Annotated in this window: 11 protein-coding genes; all 11 read left to right on the top strand. The window is 40.7% G+C overall.

All coding sequences use genetic code 11. The annotated features are described in order from the left end of the window. The first annotated feature begins 109 nt into the window (after positions 1-109). The 11 genes from M1D52_RS01360 to M1D52_RS01310 all read left to right on the top strand — a co-directional run bounded on the left by M1D52_RS01360 (position 110) and on the right by M1D52_RS01310 (position 13,125). Complete coding sequence (locus M1D52_RS01360) at positions 110-802, top strand: NUDIX hydrolase (protein WP_013664326.1); 693 nt, start codon at positions 110-112, stop codon at positions 800-802. Positions 803-972: 170 nt separating this feature from the next. Next, positions 973-2,664, top strand: coding sequence for a ribulokinase (locus M1D52_RS01355; RefSeq protein WP_013664327.1), 1,692 nt, complete (start codon positions 973-975; stop codon positions 2,662-2,664). Positions 2,665-2,669: 5 nt separating this feature from the next. After that, positions 2,670-3,377: an L-ribulose-5-phosphate 4-epimerase gene (locus M1D52_RS01350; RefSeq protein WP_013664328.1), complete on the top strand. Its 708-nt coding sequence runs from the start codon at positions 2,670-2,672 to the stop codon at positions 3,375-3,377. 176 nt (positions 3,378-3,553) lie between these two features. Beyond that, positions 3,554-5,053 (top strand): L-arabinose isomerase, encoded by a 1,500-nt coding sequence (gene araA / locus M1D52_RS01345; RefSeq protein ID WP_013664329.1) that lies wholly within the window; start codon positions 3,554-3,556, stop codon positions 5,051-5,053. 66 nt (positions 5,054-5,119) lie between these two features. Continuing rightward, positions 5,120-6,817, top strand: coding sequence for a sodium:solute symporter family transporter (locus M1D52_RS01340; RefSeq protein WP_437394096.1), 1,698 nt, complete (start codon positions 5,120-5,122; stop codon positions 6,815-6,817). A gap of 547 nt (positions 6,818-7,364) precedes the next feature. Beyond that, positions 7,365-8,060, top strand: a complete 696-nt coding sequence (locus M1D52_RS01335; protein ID WP_013664331.1) for an N-acetyltransferase — start codon at positions 7,365-7,367, stop codon at positions 8,058-8,060. A gap of 179 nt (positions 8,061-8,239) precedes the next feature. Further along, complete coding sequence (gene argG / locus M1D52_RS01330; protein WP_013664332.1) at positions 8,240-9,427, top strand: argininosuccinate synthase; 1,188 nt, start codon at positions 8,240-8,242, stop codon at positions 9,425-9,427. Positions 9,428-9,509: 82 nt separating this feature from the next. Further along, positions 9,510-10,481, top strand: coding sequence for an N-acetyl-gamma-glutamyl-phosphate reductase (gene argC, locus M1D52_RS01325; RefSeq protein WP_437361655.1), 972 nt, complete (start codon positions 9,510-9,512; stop codon positions 10,479-10,481). Between the two features lie 42 nt (positions 10,482-10,523). After that, positions 10,524-10,901 carry a four helix bundle protein gene (locus M1D52_RS01320; protein ID WP_437394095.1) on the top strand — a complete coding sequence of 126 codons (378 nt, stop codon included), beginning with the start codon at positions 10,524-10,526 and terminating at the stop codon, positions 10,899-10,901. 25 nt (positions 10,902-10,926) lie between these two features. Beyond that, a complete protein-coding gene (locus M1D52_RS01315) occupies positions 10,927-12,066 on the top strand; it encodes an aspartate aminotransferase family protein (RefSeq protein WP_013664335.1) in 1,140 nt (379 codons plus the stop codon). A gap of 60 nt (positions 12,067-12,126) precedes the next feature. Further along, positions 12,127-13,125 carry a Rossmann-fold NAD(P)-binding domain-containing protein gene (locus tag M1D52_RS01310; protein WP_013664336.1) on the top strand — a complete coding sequence of 333 codons (999 nt, stop codon included), beginning with the start codon at positions 12,127-12,129 and terminating at the stop codon, positions 13,123-13,125. Positions 13,126-13,143 lie beyond the last annotated feature (18 nt).

Raw genomic sequence — 13,143 nt, 5'->3', positions numbered from 1 at the left:
AATTTGACTATCTTTATCGCATGTAATGCGAACGTGGAACTAATTTTTACAGAATGCCGATAATTATCTTAAATGAATATTATCTTACCGATCTAATTACCTTTAAATTATGACGAAATACTCAAAACAAACACGCCTACTTGTTGCCGTAGACTGTATCATCTTTGGATTTGATGGGGAAAGTCTTAAATTGCTGCTTATACAAAGAGGCTTTGAGCCTGAAAAAAATAAATGGAGCTTAATGGGCGGATTCGTGGAGCCGAATGAAACACCTGAGGAAGCCGCTGCACGCGTCTTGAAGCAATTGACGGGTTTAGAAAATGTATATATGGAGCAAATGGAGGTCTTTGGCGAACCCAATCGAGACCCCATTGAGAGAACAATCAGTATTGCTTATTATGCACTTATTGACATTCGTAAATACAAAGATCAGTTAAGCAAGGAGTATCGTGCCGAGTGGATGCCACTAAAAGAAATACCGAAACTTATTTTTGATCATAATAGCATGGTAGAACATGCGAAGAAAAAATTACGCTATAAAGCCGCCCTGCATCCAATACTCTTCGAGTTACTGCCCGAAAAATTTACTATCCCGCAAATACTGACTCTTTATGAGGGTGTTTATGATATTGTATTGGATAAAAGAAACTTTAATAGAAAACTTTTGTCAACAGGTTTATTAGTTCGTCAAAAAGATAAGGATAAAGAGAATTCGAAAAAGGGTGCATTTTATTACAAGCTCAATAAGGAAACCTATAAAGATAAAATAAGTTCATTCTTAAACTTTATACCTAACCCTTAATTTTTTTCATGCACATTTTTTCGATAATATTTTTTTATCTAAAAAAATAAATGTTATTTTGACACGAAATAGCAGAAGAGATTGACAGACTGACCAATTAGTATCGTAAACTCACAGCACTGTAATTCTCTGGGTATAAAAATTAAAGAACGAAATACACTTTAGTATATATGGACAATGCATATGTTATCGGAGTAGACTACGGCACGGATTCGGTGCGATCTGTGCTCGTGAATGCCCGTAATGGACAAGAGATCGCTTCCTCGATCTATCATTACCCCCGGTGGAAAAAAGGTTTATATTGTAATCCTTCCATCAACCAATTTAGGCAACATCCCTTAGATTATATTGAAGGTCTGGAATATACGATTAAAGACTGCTTAAAGCAGAGTGGTGAACAGATATCAGCCAATGTAAAGGCTATCGCAGTTGATACAACCGGATCAACACCGGTCGCCGTTGATAAAACAGGTACACCGTTAGCACTGCTTCCTGCTTTCGAGGAAAATCCAAACGCAATGTTTGTACTCTGGAAAGATCATACATCCGTAAAGGAAGCAGACGAGATCAATCAAACCGCCAAAAAATTTGATATAAACTACCTGCAATACGTGGGAGGCATCTATTCCTCTGAATGGTTTTGGGCGAAGTTGCTCCATATTTTACGTAAAGACAAAGCGATCGCCAACAACATTTTCACTTGGGTTGAACATTGCGATTGGATTCCGTTTTTACTAACCGGTGGCAAAGATGCGCTACATATAAAAAGAGGTGTATGCTCGGCCGGTCATAAATCCCTTTGGAACGAGTCATTTGACGGTTATCCACCAAACGAATTCTTTATTGCTGTCGATCCTTTGCTAAATGGCTTTACCGACAATATTTCAGCAGATACCTATACGGCCGATAAAAAGGCGGGCCATTTATGTGAAGAGTGGGCACAAAAACTCGGACTCAGCACATCGGTAGTGATCGGAATTGGCGCCTTCGACGCCCACATGGGAGCTGTGGGTGGACAAATTGAGCCATACTATTTAAGCAAGGTAATGGGCACGTCTACCTGCGATATGCTAGTGGCTCCGAACCATGAAGTAGACGGCATCTTAGTAAGCGGTATTTGTGGCCAGGTAAATGGTTCTGTCATTCCCGGCATGCTCGGAATGGAGGCCGGTCAGTCTGCGTTTGGTGATGCCTATGCCTGGTTCAAAAATCTTTTGATGTGGCCACTAAAAAATCTTTTGTCAACAAATGATAATCCGGCATTGGACGATTTGGCGAACCAACTAGAACAGCAGATTATACCGCAACTGAGTAAACTCGCCGAGAAGATCGAACCTAATATTCAGCAAGAATTTGCAATCGACTGGCTAAACGGAAGACGGACACCTGATGCTAACCAGGCGCTTAAAGGAGCTTTTTTCGACCTAAACCTGGGAACAGACGCGGTGCAGCTCTTTAGAGCATTAGTAGAAGCAACTTGTTTTGGCGCTAAGAAAATTGTTGATCGCTTCAATGAACAAGGTGTACCGGTTAAAGGCTTAATTGGCATGGGAGGTGTCGCCAGAAAAGCACCATTTATCATGCAAATGATGGCTGATGTAATGGATATGCCCATAAAAATCCATCGATCGGAACAAACTTGTGCGATTGGAGCCGCTATGTTTGCAGCCACTGCGGCAGGCATTTACACCAAAGTCGAAGAGGCTATGTCTGCCATGGGCCAAGGCTTTGACGCTGAATATCACCCGAATCCGCAAAGAGTTGCGATTTATAAACTACGCTACGAAAAGTATACACAAATGGGTATGCTCATTGAAGAGAAGTTAACCTCAAAAGACAATATATTAACTCATATCGCTTAAAATTCATGGCTAATTTTAATTATCAAGATATAAGAGAGGCTGCATATGAAAGCAATATGCAGCTCCCCAAACTAGGTCTGGTGCTTTTTACATTTGGCAATGTCAGCGTTGTCGATCGAGCTAAGGGAGTTTTTGCCATTAAACCAAGTGGTGTGCCTTACGAGAAATTAAGTCCCGAAAACATGGTGATTGTCGATTTTGAGGGCAATACCATTGAAGGTAACATGAGACCCTCTTCTGATACGAAAACCCATGCGGTATTATACAAACACTGGGAAAATATCGGCGGTATTGTCCATACCCATTCTACTTATGCTACTGCGTGGGCGCAAAGTCAGCGGGATATTCCCATATTTGGCACGACACACGCCGACCATCTTACTACCGATATTCCATGTGCTCCGCCCATGGCCGATCACATGATCAAAGGTAATTATGAATATGAAACAGGCTTTCAGATCCTTAACCACTTTAAGGATCACGGATTGGATTACCGAGAAGTGGAAATGATTTTGGTAGGAAACCACGCCCCCTTTACTTGGGGAAAGACCGCAGAAAAAGCAGTGTACAATAGCGCTGTCTTGGAAACGGTGGCACAAATGGCCTTATTAACGGAACAGATTAATCCCAATGCACCACGCCTTAAAGATTCATTGATCAAAAAACATTTCGAGCGGAAGCATGGACCGGATTCTTATTATGGACAACAGTAGTTTTAAGTGATGAGTTTTACGTGGTAAGTTTAAATTTACAACAGGGAATAAGCCCCCTGTTTCCCAGCTCCTAAGCCACAGAAAAAGGCTGGAAAATCAATAAACGTAAAACTGAAAACTTCTAGGAATATCTTGATACTTGATACAAAACAAATAACGAACAACGAAATATAGATATGCTAAATTTAAAAACTTTTGACGTCTGGTTTATAACAGGAAGTCAAGATTTATACGGTCCTGAAACCCTCGCGCAGGCTGCGGAGCACGCTAAAAAGATTGCTGATTATTTGACGGATCAAGCACTGATTCCGGTTAATATTGTGTACAAACCAATTGTAAAAAACTCGGAAGAAATATATAACACCATCGCAGAGGCAAACAAAGACGCCAATTGTATTGGCATTATTACCTGGATGCACACGTTCTCTCCGGCAAAAATGTGGATCAGGGGATTGAACGCTCTCAAAAAACCCCTCTTACATCTGCACACGCAGTATAATCGAGATATTCCGTGGGACAGTATTGACATGGATTTCATGAACCTCAATCAGAGTGCACATGGCGACCGGGAATTTGGGTTCATCGTTTCCAGGATGCGGATCAACAGAAAAGTAGTGACCGGCTTCTGGCAGGATGAAGATGTTGCCAAAAAGATTGGTATCTGGACTAGGGCCGCCGCCGCTTGGAACGATTGGCAAGGCGCGAAGTTTGTTCGCTTTGGCGATAACATGCGATATGTTGCTGTAACCGATGGAGATAAAGTGGAAGCAGAAATGAAATTCGGTTTCTCGGTTAATACTTATGCCATTGGTGATCTAGTAGCTGAGATAAACAAAGTAAGTGATGAAGCGGTTGCAGCACTGATAAAAGTATATGAAGAAGAATATATACTTGCCGATAACGCGAAAGAAGGCGGAGCGCAACGACAACACGTACTAGATGCAGCAAAAATCGAAATCGGTTTAAAGAACTTCCTGGAAGCAGGCGGTTATAAAGGATTTACAGACACCTTTGAGGATTTGCACGGTTTAGTACAACTTCCAGGTATTGCCGCCCAAAGGCTTATGCAACAAGGGTATGGTTTTGCAGGAGAAGGCGATTGGAAAACACCGGCTTTGGTTCGTGCCTGCAAAGTAATGGCTTCGGGTCTACCTGGAGCGAATGCTTTTATGGAAGACTATACGTATCACTTCGATCCTGATAATGCAATGGTACTCGGGTCACATATGCTTGAAGTAGACGCTTCCTTAGCAAAAGATAAACCTCGTTTAGAAGTTCATCCTTTGGGTATTGGCGGAAAGGCAGATCCGGCCCGACTTGTTTTTAATGCAGCAGGCGGAAAGGCATTGAATGCCTCATTAGTGGATATGGGAAACAGGTTTCGCCTTATTGTGAATGTTGTAGAAGGGGTTGATGTACAAAATGAACTACCAAAGTTACCGGTTGCACGCGTTCTTTGGAAACCATTACCGGATATGAAAACCGCATGTACCGCTTGGATCTATGCCGGTGGTGCGCACCATACCGTTTATAGCCAAAATCTAACAAGTGAGTACCTGGAAGATTTTGCACGTATAGCAGGTATTGAATTTGTAAAAATTGATGAAAACACGAAGCTTGGTCAATTCGAAAATGAATTGAAATGGAGTGAGGTGTTTTATCAGATCCAAAAATAAAATAAAAGGTGGCGGAACGGCTCTTTTCGCCACCTTTTTTGCTAACCTTTTAACCTTAACTCCATTATGGGAAAATTTGCACAAATTGATTACATCATATTTCTCGTCTATTTTGTAGTAGTAGCGGGATATGGATATTGGATTTATCGCAAAAAAAACAATGCGAACGCCAGTAGTAAAGATTACTTTTTAGCTGAAGGATCGTTAACCTGGTGGGCAATTGGCGCTTCGCTTATCGCCTCCAATATATCGGCAGAGCAATTCATCGGTATGAGCGGCAATGGATTTACCGTCGGGGTTGCTGTTGCAGCCTACGAGTGGATCGCGGCCCTGGCTCTTATTATTGTAGCCGTGTGGTTCATTCCTGTTTATCTGAAAAACAAGATTTTCACCATGCCGCAATTTTTAAATAATCGGTACAATGAAACAACCAGTCTAATCATGGCTGTATTCTGGTTGTTCCTTTATGTTTTTGTAAATCTAACGTCAATCTTATTCTTAGGAGCTTTAGCTATTAATAATTTGGCCGGCGGTGGAAGCTTTCATACGATTGTGTTGGCTCTATCGGTCTTTGCCGTTGTAATTACCCTGGGCGGTATGCGCGTAATCGGTTTTACGGACGTTATTCAGGTGCTGGTACTTATTATTGGTGGCGTAGCTACAACTTATGTAGCGCTTACACTTGTCAGCGAACATTTTGGTTTAGGCAAAGATGTATTGGCCGGCTTCTCGCAACTTATGAAGGATTCGCCGGAGCATTTTAAAATGATTATCGAAAAGCCGACTGCTTCGTCATCCCAGGAGGAAATTAATAAGTACCTTATGCTCCCCGGCTTAGGCATGTACTTAGCAGGGATATGGATTGTCAATCTAAATTATTGGGGTTGCAATCAATATATTACCCAACGCGCTTTGGGTGCTGATTTAAAAACCGCACGTACGGGAATTCTTTTTGCCGGATTTTTGAAGCTTTTTATGCCGGTTATCGTTATGCTTCCCGGGATCGCCGCTTATGTTCTATACAAAAATGGCGCTTTGCAGGAAGAAATGGCACCGGGTGGACATTTCAACCCTGACAATGCCTATTCGGCTATTCTAGGTTTTCTGCCTGATGGCATGAAAGGGCTATCATTAGCTGCCTTAACCGCAGCCATTGTTGCTTCGTTAGCGGGAAAGGCCAACAGTATAGCCACTATTTTCACCATGGACATCTATAAAAAGTATATGAATAAAGATGCGTCGGAAAGAAATCTGGTCAATATTGGAAAAATCACCGTAATCATCGCGATTGCAGCATCAATTCTCTTCACGTGGGACGATATGCTTGGAATCGGCGGAGAGGGCGGTTTTACTTTTATTCAAAAATATACCGGTTTTATCAGTCCAGGTGTATTGGCAATGTTTTTATTAGGTATGTTTTGGAAACGAACTACAGGAGCTGCAGCCATCGTAGGACTTATTATGGGTTTTGCTTTATCGGTAGTCTTTAACAATTACGCGCCGACGTGGTTTGGAAATGACACTTTGTTATATACGGCTTATCCAAACGGGCGCGGTGGTTATGAAATTCCTTTTCAGATTTGCATGGGCCTTTCGTTTCTGTTCACTGTTATTGCAATGATCGCTGTTAGTTTGGCAGGACCAAAAATTAATCCCAAAGCATTCGTTTTAGACACTAAAATGTTTAAAGTAGAACCTTCCGTAATGGTTATGATTGTATTGACTTTACTATTAGTTAGTGCGCTTTACGTAAGATTCTGGTAATCTCCCGAAAATGGGATACCTCTTATATTGCCTTTCAGTTACAAGAGGTATCCCATTCTATACACTTTTTAATCGAATATAACGCCACAGCCTTCGTTTTACACCTTTAAAGAAATCCTAAAAATGGGAGTCAAGCCATAACATTATCAAAACTGCCAAGCAAAATCGATAAAATATTACTAATTTTATACAATAAATATTGCATAAACCAAATTTTATTTTTTACATTTGCAACCATTATTAAATAAGGAAAGATTCTTTATAACATGAATATTGCTAATATGCATATAAATATTGCTAAGCATTCCAATCCAGGAAGTGCGCAAGTAATCCCATGCATAAAAGCGATTGGCAACAAACTTGTTTTAAGAGTCCGACGACCCATTATGCCCCGGGCTTGATTCGAGGGCATACCCACTCCACAAAAAGTACAATAGCGAGTCCGGTTATTGTATCTATCAAAAACAATTAACAAAAAGGTAATCAAAATCAAACGGTAGAGCAAAATGTGTTTTATTGTTTTGTTCTCTTGGGTCATTCACATTCAATGAATACTTCAAATTTTGTTGTTATTCCTGCAAATGAATCGCATATCGGATATGCCGAACAGATTTGCAATGAAATGGCGGAATCTGCCAAAGCACGCGGTACGGGTATTGCACGTCGAAAACCGGAATATATTGCCAATAAGATGCTTGAGGGAAAAGCTGTAATAGCGCTCCATAAAGATGGCACTTGGGCAGGTTTTTGTTATATCGAAACTTGGAGCCATGGTGAATATGTTGCCAATTCCGGCCTCATCGTTAATCCGGTTTTCCGAAAAGAAGGGTTAGCTAAAGCTATTAAAAAGCGGATTTTTGACTTATCGCGCGAAAAATACCCGAAGGCAAAAATCTTTGGTCTGACCACTGGTTTTGCAGTAATGAAAATCAATTCGGAGCTGGGGTATGAACCCGTCCCCTATTCAGAGTTAACCCAAGACGAAGAATTTTGGAAAGGTTGTCAAAGTTGTGTAAATTACGATATCTTAATGAGTAAAGACCGTAAAAATTGTATGTGCACAGCTATGTTATGGGACCCTGTGGAGAAGGAAAAAGAGCTTCGACAAAAAATTGAGCAAAAAGCGAAAGCAAAAGAACGTTTGAAACAGATGCAAAAAAAGCACTCCTTATTAAAACGTATCGAATTAAGTTTGAGAAGAAGGAGCAAAATTATCGCTACCTTATTTTTAGCGTACGATTAGTTGATGTATTAGTTACCGCTTACAGTAATTACAATATAAGCTAGCCTGTAAAAGACAGGTATAACCGAGTGTTAGGAGCTCATTTATGCCAATAAGAGCCTTCACTCATCATATTCTATAAGATGGATTTGCCGGCGTACTGCAAGCGAGTTCATTCCGTTTAATAATAAATTATTCTAATGAAAAAGAAAGTAGTATTAGCATTTAGTGGAGGATTAGACACCTCATTCTGTGCCATTTACCTATCCAAAGATATGGGCTTAGAAGTTCATTCCGTCATCGTCAATACGGGAGGATTTTCGGAAGATGAACTTAAACAGATCGAAACACGCGCTTATGAGCTCGGTGTTGCGTCACATGCTACAGTTGATGAAACCCAAAACTATTATAACGAAAGTATAAAGTATCTTATCTACGGTAACGTATTAAAAAATGCAACCTATCCCTTATCGGTAAGTGCCGAGCGTGTATGCCAAGCAACTGCCATTGCAAACTATGTAAAGAAAATCGACGCAAACTTCGTTGCCCATGGAAGTACTGGTGCAGGTAATGATCAAGTACGTTTCGATATGATCTTTAATATCCTGATTCCGGACGTAGAAATCATAACACCTATTAGGGACTTGAAATTAAGCCGCGAATCTGAAATCGATTACTTGCATAATCATGGTGTAACCTACAGTGCCGAAAAAGCAAAATACTCGATTAATAAAGGCATTTGGGGCACTTCAGTGGGAGGAAAAGAAACCTTAACATCCCATGAAACATTACCGGAAGAAGCATGGCCCACACAAGTGACAGCAAGTGAAAGCAGAAGAATTACCATCGAATTCGAGAAAGGTGAGCCGGTAGCACTTGACGGTGAACGGCTAGGTCCGGTAAAAGTGATACAAAAATTGCAGTCGATTGCCCAGCCATACGGAATAGGAAGAGATATACACGTAGGAGACACAATCATTGGCATCAAAGGAAGAGTCGGTTTTGAAGCGGCAGCACCGGTTGTTATTATTAAAGCTCATCATACGCTTGAAAAACACACACTTACGAAATGGCAGTTAAGTTGGAAAGATCAGTTAGCTTCTTTTTATGGTAACTGGATGCACGAGGGGCAATTTCATGATCCTATTATGAGAGATATTGAAGCCTTTTTGCAAAGCTCACAGGAAATGGTCAGTGGTCAAGTATTCGTTGAATTAAACCCGTATCGATTTAATATAATTGGCGTGGAATCCAAGCATGATTTAATGTCCAGTAAGTTCGGAAGTTATGGAGAGATGAACAATGCATGGACTGGCGAAGATGTAAAAGGATTCTCTAAAATCTTTGGAAATCAAGTAATGATATGGCATAAGGTTAATAAGTTGTAAGTTTTAAGTAATGAGTTATAAGTATCGAGTGAGTAAGAAAAAAACGTATAACGTATTACTTATAACTCAAAACTATTCTGATATGAATAAAATAAAAGTAGGGATTGTTGGCGGAGCCGGCTATACCGGAGGAGAGCTTTTAAGGGTTCTCATTAATCATCCTCATGTAGAAGTTGCCTTTGTCAATAGTAACAGTAACGCAGGGAACCCGGTTCATTCCGTGCATACTGATCTATTTGGCGATACAGAGTTGAAATTTACCGATGAGCTTCCCCAAAATATTGATGTCTTATTTCTGTGTGTTGGTCATGGTGCGGCCCGGAAATTTTTAGAGGCAAACCGGATAGCCGAATCCATTCGGATAATTGATCTGAGCCAGGATTACAGATTGAAGTCAAAGGCGGAAAACTTTGTTTATGGTTTACCCGAGCTTCAACGGGATAAAATAAAAACGGCGCAGCATATCGCGAACCCGGGCTGTTTTGCTACAGCGATTCAATTGGGCTTGCTGCCGTTGGCAGCTAAAGGACTGCTGACTTCGGAAATACATATCAATGCAACAACCGGCTCTACCGGTGCCGGACAGAGCTTATCACCGACATCCCATTTTAGCTGGAGGAATAATAACCTTTCCGTATATAAGGCTTTCGAGCATCAACATCTACATGAGATCGGAGAAAGTCTTATTCAACTGCAATCTTCGTTTGATCAAACAATCAATTTTGTGCCACAACGTGGTGCATTTACCCGAGGTATTTTAGCCTGTACTTATTTGGAGTCAACATTATCTATAGAGGAGGCATCAGATTTATATAGCCACTATTATGCAAGTCATCCATTTACTCACGTAAGTCCGGGCAACATCGATTTAAAACAAGTGGTGAACACGAATAAAGCACTGATTCATTTAGAGAAACATGGTACTAAATTGATGATTATCTCCATCATCGATAATCTTCTAAAAGGTGCAAGCGGACAAGCCGTACAAAACATGAATCTTCTATTCGGATTGGAGGAAACGACTGGATTGAAGCTTAAAGCCGTTGGATTTTAAGATAAAGGGTGAAAGGCATAAGGTTTAAGGTACAAGAATGTTATGAGGGACTATAAAAAGTTAGACGTTTGGAAAAAAGCCCATGAACTAAATATGTTCATTAGACAACGCGTATCCACAACCTTTCCGCAGCACGAAAAATATACCTTAACATCACAATTAGAACGAGCCGCATTATCTATTCCACTTAATATAGTCGAAGGATGTGGAAGATTTTCTGACAAGGACTTCGCCCACTTCCTGAATGTTGCATTAGGTTCATTAAACGAAGCAGATTATTGCTGTTTTTGCGCCTATGAACTTCATTATATATCTGAACAGAATTATTTATTAATTAACACCTTAATAAATGAGGTTAGGGCTATGCTCATTTCATTCTTAAAATTTTTAAGAGATCAACCTGGAAAGCTTACGCCTTAAACCTCACACCGTAACCCTTGCAAAAATGAAACTCTTTGACGTATACCCTATAAATCCCATTGAAATTGTAAAAGGAGTTGGCTCTTATGTTTATGATGCCACTGGCCGGGAATACTTAGACCTATATGGAGGACATGCAGTTATCTCCATAGGCCATAGCCATCCGCATTATATACAGCGTATAACAGATCAACTGAATAAGATAGGTTTTTACTCTAATTCGATTGAGATACCGCTTCAAAAACAACTCGCTGAGCTACTGGGCAAAGTTTCTGACAAAAAAGATTACCAGCTTTTTTTATGTAACTCCGGCGCCGAAGCTAATGAGAATGCGCTCAAATTGGCGTCTTTTTACAATGGTCGCAAAAAAGTGATCGCATTCAAAGGCGCTTTCCACGGAAGAACATCACTAGCGGTTTCGGCAACTGACAATCCCAAGATTATCGCTCCGGTAAACGAGACGGAAAATGTTATTTTCCTTCCTTTCAATGACGAAGACGCACTTGAAAAAATCTTTGCGGAACAAGGAGAAGCGATATCTTCCGTCATTATTGAAGGAATTCAAGGCGTTGGTGGTATACGGGTAGCCAACCACAGCTTCCTTCAGAAAATACGGAGCTTAACCGAACAGTATAATGCAATCTTTATTGCTGATTCTGTACAATGCGGCTACGGACGCTCCGGAAAATTTTACTCCCATGACCATGCAAACGTACAAGCAGATATTTATAGCATGGCCAAGGGTATGGGTAATGGCTTCCCGATAGGTGCCATTTCCATTTCACCCAAGATTAAGCCTTGGTTTGGTGAATTAGGTACCACTTTCGGGGGGAATCATCTTGCATGCGTAGCCGCCTTAGCGGTTTTGGAGACGATGGAGAAGGAACAACTCGTGCAGAACGCATTGCAAATTGGACGCTATTTAATGAGCGAATTAAAGGGATTTGATAAAATCAAAGAAATAAGAGGTGAAGGTTTAATGATCGGCATCGAGCTTCCGGAAGAGCTTAATCAGGTCAAGAAAGATCTATTATTTAAAAACCATATATTTACAGGAGAGGCAAAGCCTAATGTGATCCGCTTACTACCTGCATTGAATTTAGGGAAGAAGGAGGCGGACAGGTTTTTGGAGGCATTATCGGAGAGATTAAGAAGTTATAAGTAATAAGTTTTACGTCGTAAGTGCCTAAAACTTAAAACGTACAACTATTAAAAAAGAGATTCAATGAAGAAATTTTTTTCAGTAGCGGATGTAGATAATTTATCAACTATTGTCAAAGAAGCATTAGCGCTAAAAGCTGCACCGAATGCTCATCGCAAATTGGGAGAACATAAGATGCTCGGACTTGTTTTCCTGAATCCAAGTTTACGCACACGACTTAGTACACAGAAAGCTGCTATAAACTTGGGAATGGATGTTATGGTCATGAATATGGATAAGGATGGCTGGGCGCTTGAAACCAGGGATGGCGTTGTGATGGATGGCACAACGGTTGAACATATTCGGGAGGCGGCGGCCGTAATGGGTGAATATTGTGATGTTTTGGGCTTACGTTCCTTCCCAGGCTTAAAAGATCGTAAAGAAGACTATAGCGAAGACCTTTTTAATAAATTTTCAACTTACTGCAAAAAACCCCTTGTTAGCTTAGAGAGTGCTACACGTCACCCGCTTCAAAGCTTAACAGATTTAATTACGATCTTAGAGCATACGCCATCCACGTCTAAAGAAGTGGACGGTAAATTTTCAACAGTTACAGCCAAGCCAAAAGTTGTTCTTACCTGGGCTCCACATGTTAAAGCATTACCGCAAGCGGTTCCCAATTCATTCTCTGAATGGATGTGTAAAGCCCAAGAGCAGGGATTGTTAGATTTTACTATTACCCATCCTGAAGGATACGAGCTCGATGAGCACTTTACAAACGGGGCTACAATCACCACCAATCAGAATGAGGCTCTAAAAAACGCTGATTTCGTCTATGTTAAGAATTGGTCGAGCTATCAAGAGTATGGCAAAATACTGGTTACAGGAAGAGAATGGATGCCCACACCCGAGAAGCTTAAAGTAACAAACCATGCAAAAGTGATGCATTGTTTGCCGGTAAGAAGGGATCTGGAATTATCATCAGCCCTACTAGACGGTCCGGACTCATTGGTTATTCAAGAGGCTGGTAATCGCGTATGGGCGGCTCAGGTTGTATTGAAAAGGATATTGGAAAATCTATAAGAGCCACTTATATAATCC

Source organism: Olivibacter sp. SA151 (assembly GCF_054130995.1).
This window is presented reverse-complemented; position numbering and strand designations above follow the sequence as displayed.